Source organism: Nocardia aurantiaca (assembly GCF_009708175.1).
In the GTDB taxonomy this organism is placed as follows: domain Bacteria; phylum Actinomycetota; class Actinomycetes; order Mycobacteriales; family Mycobacteriaceae; genus Nocardia; species Nocardia aurantiaca.
On sequence record NZ_WMBB01000021.1, the window covers coordinates 15049 to 34307 of the forward strand.

A 19259-nucleotide genomic window follows, 5' to 3' on the forward strand; every position below is an offset into this window, starting at 1 on the left:
CGTCGCGGGCATGATGAAGGTTGCGGTGCGGGTGGACGTCGAGGGTGCGGTCGAGATAGCCAGGGCGGCACGGTCGTTCGATTGGATGTGGGCGGCGGGCGACGGCGCGCGGTTCGCGGCGGCGGTGGGGTGGAGTGCGCCGGAGCGTATCGAGACCACCGATGAACACGCGTTGTTCTCGCGCACGGCGATGCGGGTTTGGGATCCCTCGGCGATCTTCTGGCACGGGGAGAACGGACTGTGGCAGGTGCATGTCAATGTGTCCGATAGCCCTGATCATTTCGCACCGGTGCATGCGGAACTGCTTGCCGCGGCGGCGGATTCGGTGCGAGCGGCGATCACCGAGGTGTGGGGTGCGCCCACGCTGGCGATGATCGGCGCCGATCGCGGGGTGGCGTGGGAGTTCGACGGGTTGGCGATCGGCATCACCACGGCACGAAAAACCGTCGAGCTGATGGTGGTGAGTTCGCGGTGGCAGCAGTTCTGGGACGAGCGCCACAACCGACGGGTCGCACGCCGGTCAGGGATGAGCGAGTGGGATCGGTACGCGGAATCCCTGGCCCACTACCTGGAGGACGTGTACTCCGACACCATTTTGATCATCGATGCGCCCGGCGGTATGTACGCCCAGTTCGCCAAGAACGACGACTTGCTGTATGCCGAGCTGAGCCAGTCTGCCCACGCCGACGAGGATTGGCGCTACGGCCCTGAGGTCGATCTGATTCTCGCGGCCGACGGGTGGAAGCCGCCCGACGGCAATTCCGCCAACTGGCATCGCAGCTACGCGGCACCGGTCCGCACCGCCGACTACAGCCATCTCGCATGGCGCGTCGTCGCTGGTCTGAGCGCCATGGGTGTGGCCTCGCCGGGCGAACTGGAGCCGCACGGCTGGCGTCAGGGCGGACGCGATCTGGACACGACGGCTCTCGCACCCGCCGACGACTCACCGTGGGTTGTGGTTCGCTCGGGCGGTTCTCATGAAGTTTTCGAGGAGCTGGCGCCCGCGCAGTCGTCCGACGACATGGAACTCGACCTGCCGGGCACCCTCGGATTGATCCGCGCCGCATCGACTTTCGACTGGACCTGGACTCGTGCCGATGTGGAAAGGTTCGCCGACCATGCTGGCTGGGGCAGTCGCACGGACCTGAAGCTCAACCGGATGATCTACGCCGGAACGAACCTCGAATTGAGTTTTCCGCAGGCGATTTTCTGGCTCGACGGCGAAGCGCTGGAGCGCGTGCAAGTCACCATCAGTGCCGATATGTCCGACTACGATCTCGAGGACCCCGGCTACGCATACCTGAAGGACGAGCTGGTCCACACCATGCGCGCCGCGTTACACGGACTGCGCGACGCACTGGGCGAACCGGTCCACGGCAGTCTGCAATACGGCAAGAGCCTGTGCTGGGAGTTTCCGGGCGTCCATGTCGGCGTGCAAAACGACCAGCACTGCATCATCCTCGAACTCGTCAACCCGGCTCGCCGCGAGGAGAGCCGCCAGATACGACTGCGGCACGCGGTCGAGGACATTCAGCGCACGGCGTGGAACCAGGTGACCGAGGATCTGGGCGCGCTCGTGGCCACCCTTGCCGCCGGATCCGACCTGGTCGTCAAGGGAGCAGACCACTTGTCCGCGCGATTCCGCGCCCTGTCAGATGCTCTCATGCTCGAACTGGACGACCCAGACGGCGCAACCTCGCAGTTCAGCGAGGGGACGAGAAAGCACATGATCAACTACCAGGGCTGGACGCCACCGACCGAGACTCGACCCCGGTGGCTGCAACGACTGTCGTTCCCCGCAATGTCTCGCGACTATGAACACCTGGCCCACTGCGTGATCTGGAGTTTGCGGACACAAACGACGAAAGACCCCAAGGATCTGGTGCTTCGCTCTGAGGGGCAGGGCGAGGTCGATACCGGGGCGTGGCCCTGGAGCTGATTCGGGGCAAATTCGAGACGGGAACGCCCGGGGGACGATGGATTCGTCACCCGGGCGTTGGTTTCGTTCGGTGCGTGACGTTACTTCTTGCGGTCGCGCTTTTCGCGGACGCGGACGTTCACCCGGACCGGGGAGCCGTCGAAGTTGAACTCTTCGCGCAGCCTTCGTTCGAGGAAGCGGCGGTAGCCGGCCTCGAGGAAGCCCGTGGTGAAGAGGACGAACGTCGGGGGGCGGGTGGAGGCCTGGGTGGCGAACAGGACCCGCGGGAGGCGGCCGCCGCGCATCGGCGGCGGGGTGGCCGCGATGACTTCCTTGAGCCAGTTGTTCAGGCGGCCGGTGGAGATGCGCTTGTCCCAGGAGTCCAGCGCGGTTTCCATGGCGGGGACGAGCTTCTGGACGGCGCGGCCGGTATGGGCGGAGATATTGACGCGCTGGGCCCAGCGGACCTGGACCATTTCGCGGTCGATCTCGCGCTCGAGCATCTCGCGGCGGTCCTCGTCGACCAGATCCCACTTGTTGTAGGCGATCACCAGGGCGCGACCGGCCTCCGCCACCATGGAGATGACGCGCAGGTCCTGCTCGGTGATCGGCTCCGAGGCGTCGATCAGCATGACCGCCACCTCGGCGGCCTCGATGGCGGACTTGGTGCGCAGCGAGGCGTAGAACTCGTGGCCGCTGGCATTGCCCACCTTGCGGCGCAGGCCCGCGGTATCCACGAAACGCCAAGGCTTGCCGCCCAATTCGACGAGCGAGTCGACTGGGTCGACGGTGGTGCCCGCGACATTGTGGACGACCGAGCGCTCCTCGCCGGCCAGCCGGTTCAGCAGGGAGGACTTGCCCACATTCGGCTTGCCGACCAGCGCCACGCGGCGCGGACCGCCGGTGAGACCCGTTCCCTCCCGCGGGGTTTCGGGCAGCACCTGCAGAATGTTGTCCAGCAGATCACCGGTGCCGCGACCATGAGCGGCCGAGATCATGTGCGGCTCACCGAGGCCCATCGACCACAGCTCGGCGGCGTCGGACTCCAGCTTCTGGTTGTCGACCTTGTTGGCGACCAGGAGAACCGGGGTCTTGCTGCGGCGCAGCGTCTTCGCCACCGCCTCGTCGGCGGAGGTGGCGCCCACGGTGGCGTCCACCACCACGACGATGGCGTCGGCCGTCTGCATGGCGACCTCGGCCTGCCGGGCCACCGACTGCTGCAGGCCCTTGGCATCGGGCTCCCAGCCGCCGGTGTCCTGCACCAGGAATCGGCGTCCGGCCCAGGTGGCCTCGTAGGAGATGCGGTCCCGGGTCACGCCCGGAATATCCTCCACGACGGCCTCGCGGCGCCCGAGAATGCGGTTCACCAGCGTCGACTTGCCGACATTCGGCCGCCCGACGATGGCCACCGTCGGCAGCGGAATATGCTCGGCGTCCTGCTCGCCCTCGAATTCGGCGATGTCCCAGTCGGATTCGTCCGACCAGATGCCATCACCGGCGAAGGTGTCCTGCGTTGTCACTGCGAGCCTCCCGCCGAAATCCGTTCGGCCACCACGCGATACAGCTCGTCGATGACCTCGTCCTTGTTCAGGTCGCTGGTATCGACCAGCTCCGCGTCCTCGGCGGGACGCAGCGGCGACACCTTGCGCGTCGAGTCCAGGGTGTCGCGGCGCTGCACGTCCGCCAGCACGCCCGCGAAATCATCACCCCGGCCCTCGGCGATGTTCTGCGCGTTGCGCCGCTCCGCCCGCGCCTCGGCCGAGGCGGTCAGGTAGATCTTCACATCGGCCTCGGGCAGCACCACGGTGCCGATATCACGGCCCTCGACCACGATTCGACCAGCGGCCGCGGTGAGATCGCGCTGCAACGCCACCAGCTGCTCCCGCACCTCGGGCACGGCGGACACCGCGGACACCGCCTTGGTCACCGCATTGCCGCGGATCTCGCCCGAGACATCCTCACCATCGAGCAGGATGACCTCCCGGCTCGGATCGGTGCCGATGGTCAACGGCAGCTCCTTGACCGCAACCGCGATGGCCGCGGCATCGTCCAGGTCCACGCCGCTGCGCAGCACGCGCAGGGTCGCCACCCGGTACATGGCCCCGGTATCGAGGTAGCTGGCCCCGAGACGGGTCGCGAGCTTGCGCGACACGCTCGACTTGCCGGTGCCCGACGGGCCGTCCATGGCGACGACCAGCCGCGCCGAACCGGTCAGCGTGCCGGCCGCGTCGATCAGACTTCCCACACCGTTCACAACGACACCGCCTCGTAGAGCTTCCCGATTTCGTCCCGGCCCAGCACGCGCAGCGTGCCCGGCCGCTGATCGCCCAGTGCGACCGGTCCAATGTGGGTGCGCACCAGCGCGGTCACCGGGTGGCCGACCTCGGCCAGCAGGCGGCGCACGATGTGCTTGCGCCCCTCGTGCAGCACCACCTTCACCAGCGACTTGCCCTGGCCGACCTCGAGCACCTGGAACCGGTCCACCTTGGCGGGACCGTCCTCCAACTCGACGCCGTCCTTGAGCAGCTTGCCGACCTCGCGGTTCTTGACCTCGCCGTTGACCGTGGCCAGGTAGGTCTTGGACACCTCGAAGGACGGGTGCATGAGCCGGTGCGCGAGATCGCCGTCATTGGTGAGCAGCAGCAGGCCCTCGGTGTCGGCGTCCAGGCGGCCGACGTGGAACAGCCGCTGGCCCGAGGCGACCCGCTCGGCGACGAGGTCGCCCACGCAGGGGCGGCCCATCTCGTCGGACATGGTCGACTGCCAGCCCTTGGGCTTGTTCAGCGCCAGGTACACCTGCTCGTCGCGGATCACCACGCGCACACCGTCGACCCGGACCACCGCGGTCTGCGGATCGATGCGCAGGCCCTGCTCGCGCACGATCTTGCCGTCCACCTCGATGCGGCCGGCTTCGATCATTTCCTCTGCCGCGCGGCGGGAGGCCACCCCGGCCTTGGCGAGGACCTTCTGCAGGCGCTCGCCCTCCCCCCAGGGCAGCTTCTTCGGGCCCAGCGCGTCGGCGTCCACATGCTGGCGGCGGGCGGGCTTGGCATTGCTGATCAGGACCGGTGTGACGACCTGCTTGACCGGCTTGGCCTTCTTCTTGGCGGGAGTGCTCGGCGAGGTGTGCGGGGCCAGCGGGCTGCCGCCGCCGATCCGGCCGCGCGACGCATTGCGATCCTGGCCGAAACCGGCACGGTCAGCGCCGAATCCGGTGCGCGACTGGCCGCCACGGCTGTCACCGCTACGTGAATCGGAACCCCAGTCACCGCGAGACTGATTGCCGCGCGCGGAGTTTCCGAACGAGGAGCCGCCGCGCGGGTACGCGCCACCGCGCGAACCGCCACCGCCCCACTGGCTTTCGCCGCGTGAGCCGTAACCTTCGCCGCGCGAGCCCGAAGCGCCGCGCGAGCCGTAGGATCCGGCGCCACCACGCGCCGCCCCGGTCCGGGAGTCGCCGTACGAGCCGGAGCCGCTGCGCGAAGCTCCGCCCCGGGAGTCGCCGTACGAGCCACCGCGGGTTTTGTCGGAGCGCGAGTCGTACGATCCGCTGCCCCCGCGTCCGCCGCCGTACGAGCCGCTGCGGCCGCGCGAGTCGCCGCGAGAATCGCCGCCCCACGAGGGCGAGTCGCCGCGCGATCCACCGCGATTCGCGGAGCCGCCACGGGTGTTCGCGGAGCCGCCTCCGCCGTATGAGCCGCCGCCGCGCGCGGACCGGTCGTCTCCGGTCCGGCCGCGGGCGGCCCGCGAACCGCCGCGGGGCGGTTCGCTGCCACGTTTCCTACGATCCGGTGTGCCATCTCGGCGAGCGGGTGTATTCACGTTGTCCTATTTCAGTCCTCGGTGCCAAGGTCGATATCGGCCTCGGCCGGTTTCTTCAGCCTGGTGTACCGGGGGTCGGTGTCCAAGCTCTCATTGATCTCGTCGATCAGATCGACGCCCGGAAGCAGCGGGGCCAATGGCGGCAGATCTGCCAGTGACGCAAGTCCGATCCGTTCCAGGAACAGCTCGGTGGTGATGTACAGAGTGCCGTTGGTCTCCGGGTCCGCTCCGGCCTCCGCGATCAGGCCCCGCGCCAGCAGGGTCCGGATCACGCCATCCACGTTCACGCCGCGCACCGCGCTCACGCGTGCTCGGGTAACCGGTTGACGGTACGCGATGACCGCCAAGGTTTCCAAAGCGGCGCGTGTGAGCTTCGACCGGGCGCCGTCCAACAGCATACGTTCCACATAGGGGGCGAATTCAGTCCGTGTGTAATAACGCCACCCGTCGCCCACGAATCGGAGATCGATGCCACTGCGTCGTACGGTCAGTTCCGCCGACATCTCGCGCAGCGCGGTCTCCACCCGGATCGGATGATCGCGCAGCGCGGAGGCCAGCAGTTCGACGGGTGCGGGCGCGTCGGTCACGAGGAGCATGGCCTCGAGCGCGGCCCGGAACTGCTCCTCGGTGAGCGCGTCCTCATCTTCCAAGTCCTCGGGATCGAGGGCCGGCGCGTCCGGTTCGGGGGCGAGCACTCCCTGGTCGCCGGCGGCCGGTTCCTGCACGTCGTCTCCCAGGTCGTGTACCTCGGTCACCCGTAATCCTCCTCGATCGTCACCGGTTGGGCAGGTTGGTCCGCGCACTCGCCGATCCAGCTGATGGACAGCGGTCCCAGGGGGTCGGGCTGGTCGAACTCGATGGTCTTGCCCCGGTAGAGCTCGAGCAGCGCCAGGAAGCGGGCCACGATCTGGATCGGCAGTTCGCAGTCGGCACAGAGTTCGTGGAAGGTCGTCCAGCCGCCCGCGCCACGGCTTTTCAGCATGTCCAGGACCAGCGCGGCCTGCTCGGCGATCGAAATCGCATGGGCGTGGATGTGATCCAATCCCACCCTCGGTCTGGGACGCGGCCGGAACACGGCGGCTGCGACCTCCGCGAATCCCGCGGCGTCCACCCCCAGCGTAACCTCCGGCAACAGCTGCAGATACCGCTCCTCCAGCGACACCGCGCGCGGATAACGTTGCAGCGCCGCCGCCTCCAGCTCGCCGAGCAGCGCCGCCACCTGTTTGAACGCGCGGTATTGCAACAGCCGCGCGAACAGCAGGTCGCGGGCCTCCAGCAGTTCGAGGTCCTCCTCGTCGGACACCTCGCCCGAGGGCAGCAGCCGGGCCGCCTTCAGATCCAGCAGGGTGGCCGCGATGAGGAGGAATTCAGTGGTCTGGTCGAGGACCTTGTCCGCGCGCAGGCCCTGTTCCTCGGACAGCCGGGCGGTGAGCGCCTTGGTGTGGGCGATGAACTCGTCGGTCACCTTGTGCAACGCGATCTCGGTGACGTCGAGCCGCCGCTGGCTGATCAGCTGCAGCAGCAGGTCGAAGGGTCCCTCGAAGTTGGCCAGCTTCAAATGAAACTTGCCTGGTGCGTCCGAATTGCCTGGTGTGGCACCGTCCGCCGTGCCGCTGGATCCGGCGATATCAGCCACGACCGGGGCACTCGGCGCAGATTCGGCTCCGGCCGATGGGCCCTCCTCGGCGCCGGCCGCGACACTGTCGGCAGGCGCCGAGGAAGCGGGGGCTCCGGCGGGCAGGGCGGTCTCGCCGGTGGGCAGCCCGATATCCGCGTCCGCCGGATCATGCTCGGACGCTGCGTCGAGAGGATCGCTCAACGGCCCGACCGCTGGATGACTTCCCGGGCCATGGCCCGATAGGCTTCCGCGCCACCGGATTTCGGTGCCCAGGTGGTGATGGGCTCACCGGCCACACTGGCGTCGGGAAAGCGGACGGTCCGCGAGATCACGGTGTCGTACACGAGGTCGCCGAACACCTCGACCACGCGCGTCATCACCTGACGCGAATGCAATAGGCGGGCATCGAACATGGTGACCACGATGCCGTACAGGGTCAACTCCGGATTCAGCCGGTCCCGCACCTTCTCCACGGTGTCGTTGAGCAGGGCCAGGCCGCGCAGCGAAAAGTATTCGCACTCCATCGGAATGATGACGCCGTCTGCGCAGGCCAGGGCATTCACGGTGAGCAGGCCCAGCGACGGCTGGCAGTCGATGAGGATGTAGTCGTAGCGGTCGCGCAGCGGCGCGAGCGCACGGCCCAATGTCTGCTCGCGGCCGACCTCGTTGACGAGTTGAATCTCCGCCGCCGAGAGGTCGATATTGCTGGGCAGCAGATCCATGCCCTCGACCTTGGTGTTCATCAGCACGTCGTCGACGTTGACCTTGCCGGGGCCGACGAGCAGGTTGTGTACGGTGACGTCCAGATCGTGGTGCGCCACACCGAGTCCCGCCGACAGCGCGCCCTGCGGATCCAGGTCCACCAGCAGCACCTTGCGCCCGTATTCCGCCAGCGCCGCACCGAGGTTGATGGTCGAGGTGGTCTTGCCGACGCCGCCCTTCTGATTGCACATGGCGACGATCAGGGCAGGGCTGCTGTGATCGGCCTCGACCGGCACGGGGATCTCGCGCACGGGGCGCCCGGTAGGACCGACTGCCGTGCCGTCGTGCACCACATCGGGTGCCTCCCACAGTGTTTGCGCGGCGGTTTCGATCCGCTGGCCCGCACCACCGGTAGTCGTCACGTCCGCTGCTCCTTCGACGTTCCTGCCCTTGCCCCACCCACCGTCTGCCGTGGACGACGCGGCCCGGCCGCATGTGCGATCGGGTCCGTCCAAGACGCTACCGCCTGTTCGCGCAAGACCAACGTTCGGACACGCACCCTAAACCTGCACTTCAGACAGGGTAAGGGTGTCCTCGGTCGGACTTCCGTCTGGTCGGGGGCATTCTTCGGTTGTGGGACAGCAGGTTACGGGCTATACACTACGACTGCGGGAGATCAGCGGGGGTTTCTCCGAATCCTGTCCGATCCGGCACAGTCGATGCCCTACCGGGTGAGCCGCCTGCCCTTCGCGGCCCACACGCCCTGCCTCCTCGGGGTGAGCTGCCATCGACCCTGATGGCGATCGTCCACGCTAAGCCCCGAGCCGCCAACCGCGACACCGCGGCCCGGACGACCACGATATCAGCGCACCCGCGCGGGCGAACTCGGCGGCCGTCGGCAGCCCACCGGCGGACGAGGCGCGCAGCACCGCGAAGTCGGCTGCGACACCGTTCCTCACGCGAACCTCGTTTCGATCCGGGAGATCCGCCCTGCGGTCGGTCCCATTCGCTCGGCAAGCTGCTGCCGCGTCATGCCGCGCGAGCGCCGAATCTCGGCCGGCTGTCCGGAATCTCCGCAAGCAGCTCGTCCTTCCCGGCGGCAACCGCGTCCTCGCCGCCGGCTCATCAGACGAACTCTTCGCAATCGTCCCGCCGGCGCGAGCACCCACTCATCGCAGACTCTGCGAACAGGGTGCGAACCGTACCCGGCCGTAGGGGGTGGCGAGCTGGTCGATCCCATGCTCTGGCTGTACCGAGTCTCCTAGTCCTGCTCGACCCGCTCAGGTCGCCATCGCCGCAGCGCGATGATGGCGGCCACGCACCCGACGCCGAGTGCGATGGCCGTCCAGGCCGCGCGGTTTCCGGAGGCGGCGGCCCGGTCGGGAAGCGCCTCGCAGCCACGGTATTCCAGTGTCAGCACGGCCGTCGGGACGAACAGGATGCCGAGCGCCAGCACGGTCCCTGCCGCGTTGCCGGTGATGACCGCCCCGAAGCTGTACCCGGCGAGCGCGGCGATGGCGCAGCTGCCGATCAGCGCGGTCCACGAATCATCGTGCCGCACACCGGGAGCCAGCAGCGCGAATATCCCGATGAGGACGATCGCGCCGGCCGCGACGACCGGGGCCGGGCGCAGCAGGCCCGCGGCCAGCCCGAGCGCCATGACCACCAGCATCGGCGCGAGCTTCCAATGCGCCTGGGCCGCAATGGCGATCGCGCTGCCGGTCGCCGCGAGCGACACCGCGAGCAGGGCGAGGGTGCCGTCGCGTCCCGGCAGCAGCAAAGCGGCGACCACGGCGGCAACGAGCACCGCGAGCGCACCGAGGGCGATGGCGGTCGTGTCGGTCGTCTCCGAGGTCAGCCGTTCCGACACCACGGCCGTGGTCGTGATCACCACCGCCGCGGAAAGGATCGGGCCGAACGGCAGATTCAGCGTGGTGGGGTAGGACGACGCTTCGGTCCGATGGCAGAGAAGGAAGCACACGGCCAGCAACGCAACCGTCGGAATGGTGAGCCAATCCGGCGGCAGATCCACGAAGGCGCGTTCGAGCAGTGACTGGCCGCCGGTCTCGGCGGCCACGGTCTCGATGTTGTCGCCCACTATGACGCCGGTCAGCGCCCCGAGTAGATATCCGATGGTGGGCGGCCGGTGTTCGAGCGCCGCCGCCCCGGCCGCGCCCAGCAGCACGCCCGCGGCGAGCGCATCGGCGAAGTTGGCGGTCGCCAGGCTCGCGGAGGTGGTGGTCACCAGCAGGTGGTTGGTCGCCAGGACGAGGGTCGCGACGGTGGCGGTGCCCCAGGCGGCGCGGGTGCCGAACATCCGCGCGCACACCGCGGTCAGGACCGCGACGACCGCGCCCGCGGCGGTGGCCCGGGGCAGGGTAATGGTGAGCAGCATCATCTGTAGTGCGGACGAGTCGGTGTCGCACCCGGTGCCGACGGGCACGATGAGCGCCAAGCCCGCGATAGCGGCGGCGGCGTATCCGCCCGCCGTATCGAGGGCCGCACGATACCGCTGCACGGGCGGCTCCCAGAGGTTGAAGCGACAGGTCAGTTACTGTCCAGCAACCGTAACAGTGCACGTCCTCACCGGGCTTGTCGGCGGGCCGCCCAGTCCGCGGCGAAATCGCGGAAGCGCCGCACGGCCTCGGACGGGCCGGCGGTGGCCGACCAGATCAGCCCGACATCCCGCGATGCGCCCGCGTCGGCGAGCGGGACGACGGCCAGCCCGGGCGGCACGGGTTCCTCCGCCGGTACCAACGCCACCCCGAGCCCGGCGGCGACCAGCCCGGAGACCGTCACCAGATCGCTGGACTCGAAGGTGATGTGCGGCCGCATCCCGGCCGCCGCGCACAGTTCGTCGAAGATCCGCCGCATGCCGAATCCCGCGTGCATGGTGACGAATTCGGTGTCGGCCAGCTCGGTCAGGTGGATCTGCCGCTGCCCTGCGAGCCGGTGATCGGCCGGAACCGCCAGTACCAACGGCTGATTCAGCAGGGTTCGCCACCCGATGCCGGGCTCACTGGGCCGCGGCGAGACCAGCGCCAGATCGGCCTCGCCGTCGAGCACCTGCCGGGTGATGACCTCGGCGGCCCCTTGAAAGAGCGTGAAATGGATACGCCCGGAGCCACGCCGGAATTCGCCGATCAGTTGGGGCGCCAGATGACTGCCGAAGGAGTGCAGGAACGACAGCCGCACCACCCCTTTGGTCGGATTGATACGGTCCGCGACGGCCTGCTCCCCGGCGAGCAGTTCGGCGCGGGCGCGGCGGGCGTGTTCGTAGTAGAGGCGGCCGTACTCGTTGAGACGGATCCGCTTGCCGTGCCGGTCGAACAGGGGCGTGCCGAGCCGTTTCTCCAGGCGGGCGAGCATGCGCGAGAGCGTGGGCTGGGCCAGGTGCAGCCGGTCGGCGGCCGCGCTGACATTCTCCGTTTCGGCGAGTGTCGTAAACCACTCCAGGTCCCCACCGAGCACGCTGCCTCCTCGCGTTATGTCACCACAGCATGAGCTTCCCGATCATCATGCATTTCCGTTCTAAACGCTGACATCGCACCCTGGAATTCGCACCCGTCGTCCGCGAGAGGAACCGATGAGCACCGTGCCGAGGCCGACCCGCACCGCAGCGCTCGCCGGGCCCGGTGTCGTGCACGAGAAGCGGGTCACCGCAGCCCTTTTCGCGGCCGGGCTGACCACCTTCGCCGCCATGTACTCCACCCAGTCGCTGCTGCCGAGCCTGTCGGCCGCCTTCGCGGTCCCGCCCGCGCATGCCGCCCTGGCCGTCTCGCTGACCACGGGTTTTCTCGCCCTGGCCATCATTCCGGCGGGCGTCCTGTCGGCGCGGGTCGGTCGCACGCGGGTCATGATCGGGTCGGCGGTGGTGGCCTCGGCCCTGGGTCTGCTGCTACCGCTGTGCCCGACCCTCGACACGCTGCTGGCCGTGCGGGCCGTACAGGGCGTCGCGCTGGCCGGGGTGCCCGCGGTGGCCATGGCCTATCTGGCCGAGGAGATCGGGGCGGCCGAGCTGGGCGCGGCCATGGGCATCTACATCGCCGGAACCACCATCGGCGGACTCGCGGGCCGGCTGATCCCCTCACTCGCACTCGGGCTGACGTCGTGGCGCTGGGCGGAACTGGCCGTCTCCCTTGCGGCCGCGGCGTGCACGGTCTGGTTCGCGCGCTCCCTGCCGCCCTCACGTGGATTCGTCGCGCGCCCAGCGGGTTTCGGCACCGTCGTCGGCGATCTCACGGCGCAGCTGCGCCATCGCGGCCTGATCGCGCTGTTCGGCCTGGCTTTTCTCCTGATGGGTAGCTTCGTCTCCGTCTACAACTTCCTGGGTTACCGCCTGACTCACCGCCCCTTCGAATTGCCCGCGGCCCTGGCCGGATCGGTGTTCGTGCTGTACCTCGCCGGGACGATCGCCTCCGCCTGTACCGGCAGGCTCACCGATCGCCGCGGTCATGCGCGCGTGCTCACCGCCGCGGTAACGCTCATGGCGGCCGGTGTCCTGGTCACCATCCCCGATCACCTGACCACGGTCCTGATCGGCGTGCTGCTGTTCACCACCGGATTCTTCGCCGCGCACACCACGGCCAGTGCCTGGGTGGGCGCCCTGGCCGAAAACCGCGGCGCCGCATCGTCTCTCTACATGTTCGCCTACTACCTGGGCAGCGCCGTGGTCGGCAGCGCGGCCGGGATCGCCTACGCGGGCGGCGGCTGGATCGGCCTGGTGGCCTGTGTGGCAGCGCTTTTCATGATCGCCGCGCTGCTGCTGGCGTCGCTGGTCACGGCTGGTCGGCCGGCGCGGGCTCGGCGCCGATATCGGTGCCGGTGTTCGTGCACGCCGGATTCGGGCTGTCCTCGGTGATCTCGGTGCAGGCGGGCGCGACGGCCGGGGTATCGGTGCGCACCTCGACGGGTGCGGGAGCGCGCCCCGCGGGACCGGCGACGGCGGGCACGGCTCCATAGACGAAAGCCGCTGTCAGCCCAGCTAGAACGAGGACCATGGCCCCCGCCGCCAGCATGGGAAGGGCAGTCGTGGAACGCGTCCACGCGACTACGGCCATGCCCTTCATGAAGCCATGGTCGGGTCCGGCGCCAAGACGGTCAAGCCATAGCGGTCCCCGTTTGCACGATGTTTACGAGCCGCCGGCAGCGGCCTATATGGTTTCCGCCCAGCGCAATCCGGTCGAGATCTGGATCACGCTCCGGCGCGGGGCGTCGATGTCTTTCAGCCGAGGTTCTTGTCGGTTATGGCGGCCTGATTCGACCAGTACTGTGCCTGGTGATCGTCGCCGCGGCGTTGGTACCGGGCGGACAGGTTCCGCATGGCGCGGATATTGCCTGCTGCGGCGGCATTGTGTAGCAAGGACTCCACCTCGGCGTCGTCACCGTGGCGTTCGGCGAGCAGGATCGCCAGGTTGTTCATGGCACGAGGGTCACCTGCCATGGCAGCCATGCGATACCAGCGTTCGGCCTCGGTGATGCGCCCTTGCTCTTTGCAGGTGACCGCAAGATCGAACATGGCATCGATATCCCCTTCCTCGGCGGCCTTGCGCCACCAGAATCCGGCCATCGCGAAGTCGCCCCGCTCATTGAGGTGATGAGCGAGGGAATTCATGCCGTCGATGCTTCCCGCCATGGCCGCCTTGCGGTACCAGTGTTCCGCGGCCGCGTGATCGCCTCGTTGCGCGCAGCAGACACCGATATTGCGCTGGCTGAGCGGGTCGGGCCGGGTCTCTTCGGCTCGGCGGAACCAGAGTTCGGCTTCCACGTAGTCGCCGGATCTCTGCAACTGCACACCCAGATCGTTCATGGCACTCGGATGCCCGGCGTCGGCTGCGCGACGCAGCAGCGCGACGGCCTCCGCCGTATCGCCGAGGAGGTGGGCCAGGGCTACCGCCGAATCCGGGTCGCCGGCCTCGTCGGCCATCCGGAACCATCGGGTCGCATCCTCGCGCGCTCCTCGCCGATTCGCCAGCACGCCAAGGTTATGCATGGCAACGGGCAATCCTGCCGCGGCGGCCTTGCGATACCAGTCCTCGGCCGCAGCGTCGTCGCCGCGGTCGAAGAGAATCTTCGCCACCATGGCCATCCCGACGGGGTCACCCTTCTCGGCGGCCCCCAGAAACGAATATTCGGCCAGACGCTGCTGCCATGGGTACTTGCTGCGCAACAGTAGATAACCGACAGCCACCAAAGCCTCGGGTTTGTCGGCCAGCTGGCCGCGGAGCAGCCGGATATTGGCGCGTATCGCTCGAAAGTTCTTCTGCACCCGGCTCTTCGACATGTCCCCACCGCTTCTCCGGGCTCCATGCCAAGAAAGCCCGGGTGTTTCGCACTGTGTACCCGTTCGGGAACCCCGCGACACCCACCCTGGCAGTGTCCGGAAAAGCGCACCATTTCAGGCTCGGCCGGCGAGCCCTGTTGCGGCCGTAGGTGCCCGTGTTGCGGGCCCGCGATCTGGATCGTGGAGGCCGTGCTCATCTTCTCGCCGCTGGCATCGCCGCTCGCTCTTGCTACCGGACTTCGCGGGCGAAATATAAGATGTCTATACTCTGATATGCGCATTATTGCATGAAAATGCTGCATGCCGGACCGGTCGCGGGTTGCGCATCGGCACGGGCCTAGCGTCGGCGTAGCACAGCGACCAGCAGCCCTGCCAGCATGAGTAGCAGGATGGCCGACCCTACCCAGATCTCGGTGTCGCTGTAGTCCGGAACCTGGTCGGGCACCGAGCCGGTGGCCAGCAGGATCGTCCCGAGGTGGCCGCCCAGGCCAGCGGTCATCACCATGATCGGCACGTCCTTCCGAATCGCCGCGTCACGCTTGTGGCACTCCCGTCATGGTCGATCCGATCGCCCCGCCGGGCAAGCATCCGGGCGTAAGGATTTCGTCAGGCTGAATCGGACGCCGCGCGAAACCGGAGTAGTGGGATGAATGTTGGGTTTCGCACACTGGCTAACAAGCAAGCGCTTGGGTTGCTAACGTGGATGGGGCAGGAGGACGGTGACGGGCATCTGTCGCAACGCAGCGACGTCCGTACGCTGAACCGGACCGCGCATTTGCGGCCGTCGGAGCGATCAATGGGGATGTGACCCGGGGGTAATTCAATTCGGCTCGACGTCGATTCATCGGCGTCATGGGTGTCGTTGCGTGCCGCCCGTCCCCGGCATAGCAATCGACAGGAATGGCTCATGACCGAAACAAAGGTAATTCCCGACCCGAACCACCCGCTGCTGACCCTGGCCCGGGCCTACACCGACTACTTCACCCCGGCCGTCACCGGGCTGGAGAACCTGCCGGTGTCCGGACCGGCGCTGGTCATCGGCAACCACTCGTCCATCTACTGGGCCCCCGAGGTGTGGATCACCTTCATGGCCATGCTGGAACGCCGTCCCGACGAGCCCAGCTACGGCGTCGCGCACGACATCCTTTTGCGCGCACCGATTCTCGGTCAGAGTTTGCGTCAGTTCGGCGTTATACCGGCCTCGCGCGAGTCGGCGGCGAAGGGCCTCAAGGACGGCGGTGCGGTCATGGTGTACCCCGGCGGCGACTGGGAGGCCTGCCGCCCATGGACCGATCGTGGCAAGATCGACTTCGCCGACCGCAAGGGCTTCGTGCGGCTCGCCCTGGAGATGGGCGTCCCGGTGATTCCCGCGGTGGCCAATGGCGGCCACGACTCCATCTTCGTGCTCAGCCGGGGCGAACGCACCGCGCGACTGCTGCGGCTGAACAAGCTGCTGCGCGCCAAGGTGTTTCCGTACACCGTGGGTGTGCCCTTCGGTGTCGCGCCGATTCTGCCGCAGCTTCCGCTGCCCGCCGCGGTGACCGTCAGCTTCCTGCCCGCCCTGGACTGGTCCACCGAGCCGGGCGATCCGGAGAACGCCGATCTGGTCGACGGGTACTACGCCCGGACTGTCGAGACCATGCAGGCCGAACTGGACCGGCTGCGCGCCGAGACCCCCAACCCGGTGGCCGCCGGCATCAAGAAGCACGTGGCCGGGCTGCCCGGACCGTTGAAGGGTCTGGCAGAACTGCTGTAGTCAGCTCCGCTGTTGGGGGACAGCGGATTTCGTCATAGGAGCCTGCGAGGGGCGCCGGGTGCGGAGAGATTCCGCACCCGGCGCCCTCATTCCGCGTCCGGGGTTCGTTCGCGACGATGCTGGGCGGTTACGCTCGACCTGCGCGCGGGCAAACGCACCGTATTGCTCGCGCTCGCACCGCGTTACGCGAGCCCCGATCGGCGCGACGCGCTGATCGGCAATCCTCGCCTGTACCTGCACGGCGACACTCTCCGTCGCGAGATCCTCAGCGCCACAGCGCTTCCCAGGGTGGAGCGGATAACCCATGACCGATGGTTGCTCATGCAGCGCACCTCGCCCACGCGCCCTTCCCGCCCGCCGTGGTGTCCGGTCTGCGGAGCATCGCCGACGCCGTCATCGCCCGACCCGCTGACCGCCCGGTGCTGCGGACGCACTCCGCCCTGCCGGTATGGTTAACTCGCGGCAAGCGCCGGGTGGCCGGAACGCATCAGCCCTCCCCGACGTTGCCCCAGAAGGCCGAGAGGGTGGAAAGCATGGTGCGCCTTGTACATTCGGTAGTCCCCGCGATCGGGGCGGTGGGAGCACTGGCCGTCGCCCTGGTGGTGCCTCCGCTGCTGTCGGCGGCGGTGCCGGTCCGCGAGACCGCCGTCGCCGCCGGGGCCAGCATCACATTGACCGCGACCGGCATCGGGTCCGTGCACGGCGGCACCGACCCGGCCAATGCCATCGTCTTCCGGACGCCCGAGCAGATGCGGCGGCTGGCGACCGGCGACGAATCCATCGCGGTCCTGAAATCCGATATAGGCGACCAGCGGCTGTCGGTGTCGGTGGTCGACGGCATCACCGACTTCGCCACCGCCGCACCGCGCATGCTGCTGCCGCTGCGCGCGGCCGGAGTCACCGTGCGCTTCGACGGGGGAGTGGTGGACGCCGGCGACTTCCACGGCCTCACCTGCGTGCTGCCCGACACCGCGGGCGGGGTGTGCGCGGTGGCCGGCAGCGCGGACGTGGGCGTGACCGTCCTGGTCACCGGCCCAACCCGGGAAGCCGGATTCCGCGTGATCGCGGCCGTGCTGAGCTCGAGCAAGGCGATCGAGGCATGAGCTGGTTCCAGCCGCGCTCGCTGCTGTTCTGGGTCTACTGCCTGGCCGTCATGGCCGGGCCCCTGCTGTTCCTGCTGCAGGCCGCGGGACAGGTGTGGTTCGCCGGCGCGCCCGCCCTGGCCGCGCTGCCCATCACCGCCGCCACCCTGCTGGTGATCGGGCGAATCCTGTTCGCGCTGGATCCCTTCCGGGCCCGCCGCCACCTCGGCGCACCCATGGTGATGGGCGCGATGTGGGGCGCCACGGTGTGGACCGGGCTGGCCATGTGGGCCAACGACCACCTCAGCCGCGTCATCGCCAACCTGTTCGGCGACCGTTTCGCCGTGAATTGGAGCGCGGCCATCGCCGCGCCCATCGACGAGGAGTACATCAAGGCGATCGGCATCGCCGTGGTCGCGACCCTGTTCCGGGCCCGACTGACCCGGCCCATGCACGGCCTGCTGCTCGGCGCGACGGTCGGGCTGGGCGCTCAGATCGCCGAGGACTGCCTCTACAGCACCCAGACCGCATTGTCCTCTCCGCAGGACCCGGTGGTGGATGTGATCCTGGTGGCCGTGCTGCGGCTGGTCACCGCGCTCACCTCGCACTGGGTCATGTCGGCGCTGGCCGGCGTCGGCATCGTGCTGGCGCTCATTCGCACCGACCGGTCCTGGTTGTGGCGGCTGGGCGTCTTCGCGCTGTTCTACGCGCTGGCCTTCACCATGCACTTCCTCTTCGACGCACCGCGTCCGCCCGGTCCAGCCCTGCTGTCGACCTACCTTCCCATCCTCATCGACCTGGTTATCTTCGCCATCGCCTACGCCTGGGTCCTGACCACCGAGCGCCGCTGGTTCCGCGAGCTCATCGGCCGCCCGGCCGCCCGCAGCGTCGGCACCGAGGCCGGGCTGGAACCACTGCTCACCTATCACCGCCGCCGCAAAGCCCGTGCCGCCCTGCGGCATTCGACCGGATGGACCCGCAAACAGGTCCTGGCCTACGAGCGCGGGCTGTTGGACCGAGTCACCGACCTGGATCTGGTTGCGCCACAGCAACCTTCACCGCTGAGCGGGTTCGGGATGGGGCCCGGTGGCGGGGGTGGGCGTTACAGCTGGTAGCGGATTTCACGCGTGCCGATGACCAGCGCCGAATGGCTGGACGCTAGCGTGAGTCAGTATGAGTGAGGGTCAGACGCCGCCCGTCGAGCCTCCGCAAGCGCGGGCGGAGGAGCTACTGCAACGCCGCCAGCAAGCGTTGTGCAACTATCTCGACGCCAGCGCCGATATCGCCGCCACCCGCATCCGCGCCAATCTGAGCGGCTGGCAGCGCTGGCTGCAACAGCTGCCCCGCTCGCCGGTCACCCGCGCCACCGCTCGCCGTGACGCCCTGGTCCGGGATCTGTCCGTGCACGGTGTCGGCGCCGACGACCATCGCTGGGGAGCGCTGTCCGGCGCCTTCATCCGCAGCCTCGGCACCCCCTACTGTCTGGAGGACACCCTCTCCGGCCTCGCCCTGCGGTACGGCGGCGCGGCCCCGCATTGGGCCCGCCGTCTGCGCGTCCTCTCCCGGGCCACCGAACAGGCACGCCCCCTGGCCGCGGTCGGCGATCGTGCCGTCGTCGCCGACCTCACCGAGGACCTGCTGGCCGTCACTCTCACCGCCCCGGACGAGGCCGCGCGGCAAGAGCTTTCCGACCACCTGCCCGGCGTGCTCAGACCGGTGCCCTTCGACATCGAATCCCTGCGCCGCTCCGACTCGCTCGTCGAGGTGGTCTTCGAGATCTACGCAGACACCGTCAAACTCGACAGCATCACGGTGAACCCGGAACTGCGCGGCGCCGGTCTGGGCACCGCGGTCCTGCAACAGCTGTGCCGGGCCGCCGACGCCCATCACCTCTACATCGTCGGGCAGCTGGTCCCGACCTTCCGCGACGACGACTCCGCCGTCCCCATCCTCGCCGCCTGGTGCCGCAACCACGGCTTCGCGGTCAATGAACGCCTTGGCGGCCGCATCGCCCGTTCGCCGATGAGCGTCCCCGACCCCGCCCCTCGATAACCGCCCCCGAGACGGCGAAGCGCCGC

The 19259-nt window shown here is 68.5% G+C and carries 17 protein-coding genes; 6 read left to right on the top strand and 11 right to left on the bottom strand.

Annotated features, from left to right (window positions below):
* Positions 1 to 10: 10 nt before the first annotated feature.
* Positions 11 to 1939 (top strand): DUF6301 family protein, encoded by a 1929-nt coding sequence (locus tag GLP40_RS31370; RefSeq protein WP_154791638.1) that lies wholly within the window; start codon positions 11 to 13, stop codon positions 1937 to 1939.
* 80 nt (positions 1940 to 2019) lie between these two features.
* Here GLP40_RS31370 and der read toward each other — a convergent pair whose 3' ends face one another.
* The 8 genes from der to GLP40_RS31410 all read right to left on the bottom strand — a co-directional run bounded on the left by der (position 2020) and on the right by GLP40_RS31410 (position 11531).
* Positions 2020 to 3438, bottom strand: a complete 1419-nt coding sequence (gene der, locus GLP40_RS31375; RefSeq protein ID WP_328290880.1) for a ribosome biogenesis GTPase Der — start codon at positions 3436 to 3438, stop codon at positions 2020 to 2022.
* A complete protein-coding gene (gene cmk / locus GLP40_RS31380) occupies positions 3435 to 4103 on the bottom strand; it encodes a (d)CMP kinase (protein WP_154791694.1) in 669 nt (222 codons plus the stop codon). Before cmk ends, der begins: the two co-directional genes overlap by 4 nt.
* A 65-nt stretch (positions 4104 to 4168) precedes the next feature.
* Entirely contained in the window at positions 4169 to 5740 is a 1572-nt protein-coding gene (locus tag GLP40_RS34960; RefSeq protein WP_328290881.1) for a pseudouridine synthase, read from the bottom strand.
* 11 nt (positions 5741 to 5751) lie between these two features.
* Positions 5752 to 6435 (bottom strand): SMC-Scp complex subunit ScpB, encoded by a 684-nt coding sequence (scpB, locus tag GLP40_RS31390; protein WP_407671737.1) that lies wholly within the window; start codon positions 6433 to 6435, stop codon positions 5752 to 5754.
* Positions 6436 to 6491: 56 nt separating this feature from the next.
* Positions 6492 to 7367, bottom strand: a complete 876-nt coding sequence (locus GLP40_RS31395; RefSeq protein WP_407671738.1) for a segregation and condensation protein A — start codon at positions 7365 to 7367, stop codon at positions 6492 to 6494.
* Between the two features lie 188 nt (positions 7368 to 7555).
* Positions 7556 to 8452, bottom strand: coding sequence for a ParA family protein (locus GLP40_RS31400; RefSeq protein WP_328290890.1), 897 nt, complete (start codon positions 8450 to 8452; stop codon positions 7556 to 7558).
* 869 nt (positions 8453 to 9321) lie between these two features.
* On the bottom strand, positions 9322 to 10578 hold the full coding sequence (locus GLP40_RS31405) for a hypothetical protein (RefSeq protein WP_154791639.1): 1257 nt from the start codon (positions 10576 to 10578) through the stop codon (positions 9322 to 9324).
* A gap of 65 nt (positions 10579 to 10643) precedes the next feature.
* On the bottom strand, positions 10644 to 11531 hold the full coding sequence (locus tag GLP40_RS31410; protein ID WP_328290882.1) for a LysR family transcriptional regulator: 888 nt from the start codon (positions 11529 to 11531) through the stop codon (positions 10644 to 10646).
* A 115-nt stretch (positions 11532 to 11646) separates the two neighbouring features.
* Between GLP40_RS31410 and GLP40_RS31415 the strand changes: the two genes are divergently transcribed.
* Positions 11647 to 12921, top strand: coding sequence for an MFS transporter (locus GLP40_RS31415; RefSeq protein WP_154791640.1), 1275 nt, complete (start codon positions 11647 to 11649; stop codon positions 12919 to 12921).
* On the opposite strand, the gene GLP40_RS31420 is transcribed toward GLP40_RS31415, so the two are convergent.
* The 3 genes from GLP40_RS31420 to GLP40_RS31430 form a co-directional block, all read right to left on the bottom strand.
* The gene (locus GLP40_RS31420; RefSeq protein WP_154791641.1) at positions 12839 to 13129 is read right to left on the bottom strand and encodes a hypothetical protein; all 291 of its coding nucleotides are present in this window, start codon (positions 13127 to 13129) and stop codon (positions 12839 to 12841) included. The two genes, GLP40_RS31415 and GLP40_RS31420, sit on opposite strands and share 83 nt — an antisense overlap.
* Before the next feature lie 155 nt (positions 13130 to 13284).
* Complete coding sequence (locus GLP40_RS31425) at positions 13285 to 14343, bottom strand: tetratricopeptide repeat protein (RefSeq protein ID WP_154791642.1); 1059 nt, start codon at positions 14341 to 14343, stop codon at positions 13285 to 13287.
* A 337-nt stretch (positions 14344 to 14680) separates the two neighbouring features.
* Positions 14681 to 14848: a hypothetical protein gene (locus GLP40_RS31430; protein WP_154791643.1), complete on the bottom strand. Its 168-nt coding sequence runs from the start codon at positions 14846 to 14848 to the stop codon at positions 14681 to 14683.
* A 402-nt stretch (positions 14849 to 15250) separates the two neighbouring features.
* Here GLP40_RS31430 and GLP40_RS31435 point away from each other — a divergent pair, with 402 nt between their 5' ends.
* The 4 genes from GLP40_RS31435 to GLP40_RS31445 all read left to right on the top strand — a co-directional run bounded on the left by GLP40_RS31435 (position 15251) and on the right by GLP40_RS31445 (position 19233).
* Positions 15251 to 16099 carry a lysophospholipid acyltransferase family protein gene (locus tag GLP40_RS31435; protein ID WP_154791644.1) on the top strand — a complete coding sequence of 283 codons (849 nt, stop codon included), beginning with the start codon at positions 15251 to 15253 and terminating at the stop codon, positions 16097 to 16099.
* Between the two features lie 311 nt (positions 16100 to 16410).
* Entirely contained in the window at positions 16411 to 17202 is a 792-nt protein-coding gene (locus GLP40_RS33440; protein ID WP_196054864.1) for a hypothetical protein, read from the top strand.
* A complete protein-coding gene (locus GLP40_RS33445) occupies positions 17199 to 18296 on the top strand; it encodes a PrsW family intramembrane metalloprotease (RefSeq protein ID WP_196054865.1) in 1098 nt (365 codons plus the stop codon). Before GLP40_RS33440 ends, GLP40_RS33445 begins: the two co-directional genes overlap by 4 nt.
* Positions 18297 to 18354: 58 nt before the next feature.
* Positions 18355 to 19233, top strand: coding sequence for a GNAT family N-acetyltransferase (locus GLP40_RS31445; RefSeq protein ID WP_154791646.1), 879 nt, complete (start codon positions 18355 to 18357; stop codon positions 19231 to 19233).
* The last annotated feature ends 26 nt before the right edge of the window (positions 19234 to 19259 follow it).

Coding starts and splice junctions, on each gene's coding strand:
- GLP40_RS31435 (WP_154791644.1), top strand. CDS start 15,251: ATGACCGAAACAAAGGTAATTCCCGACCCGAACCACCCGCTGCTGACC.
- GLP40_RS31445 (WP_154791646.1), top strand. CDS start 18,355: ATGAGTGAGGGTCAGACGCCGCCCGTCGAGCCTCCGCAAGCGCGGGCG.
- GLP40_RS31430 (WP_154791643.1), bottom strand. CDS start 14,848: ATGGTGATGACCGCTGGCCTGGGCGGCCACCTCGGGACGATCCTGCTG.
- cmk (WP_154791694.1), bottom strand. CDS start 4,103: ATGGACGGCCCGTCGGGCACCGGCAAGTCGAGCGTGTCGCGCAAGCTC.
- GLP40_RS31425 (WP_154791642.1), bottom strand. CDS start 14,343: ATGTCGAAGAGCCGGGTGCAGAAGAACTTTCGAGCGATACGCGCCAAT.
- GLP40_RS33440 (WP_196054864.1), top strand. CDS start 16,411: ATGGTTGCTCATGCAGCGCACCTCGCCCACGCGCCCTTCCCGCCCGCC.
- GLP40_RS31420 (WP_154791641.1), bottom strand. CDS start 13,129: ATGAAGGGCATGGCCGTAGTCGCGTGGACGCGTTCCACGACTGCCCTT.
- GLP40_RS33445 (WP_196054865.1), top strand. CDS start 17,199: ATGAGCTGGTTCCAGCCGCGCTCGCTGCTGTTCTGGGTCTACTGCCTG.
- GLP40_RS31370 (WP_154791638.1), top strand. CDS start 11: ATGATGAAGGTTGCGGTGCGGGTGGACGTCGAGGGTGCGGTCGAGATA.
- GLP40_RS31415 (WP_154791640.1), top strand. CDS start 11,647: ATGAGCACCGTGCCGAGGCCGACCCGCACCGCAGCGCTCGCCGGGCCC.